The organism is Aquabacterium parvum (assembly GCF_001447195.1).
Classification (GTDB): domain Bacteria; phylum Pseudomonadota; class Gammaproteobacteria; order Burkholderiales; family Burkholderiaceae_C; genus Aquabacterium; species Aquabacterium parvum.
Genome location: NZ_LFRI01000181.1, coordinates 1 through 273, shown reverse-complemented (window position 1 = coordinate 273; position 273 = coordinate 1). Strand labels below are relative to the sequence as shown.

Genomic DNA, 273 nt, shown 5'->3' with positions numbered 1-273 from the left:
GGCGTTCCAGGCCAATCCCCTACCCGTCTGATCCCTCGGCGGCTACGCCGCTTTGGGGCGATTCGCATGCGAAACGGCGTAGCCCTTTCCATGCAGATAGCGATAGAACAGCTCGACATACGGCAGCTCATCGAGCTGCTCATCGGTCAGCTCTTCCGGCACCTCGACACCTCGGAAGCACCCAGCAGAACCAAGAAGGCGTTTCCCCTTGAGCGTCTGAAAGGCATGCCATGTATCGGCAACCGGCTGATCGCTGAACTTGACGGCGTACTT

General features: G+C 59.3%; 1 pseudogene. It reads right to left on the bottom strand.

What is annotated here, in order from left to right:
- Positions 1-42 precede the first annotated feature (42 nt).
- Positions 43-273, bottom strand: a pseudogene (locus ABG80_RS22570) (hypothetical protein); the annotation flags it as partial.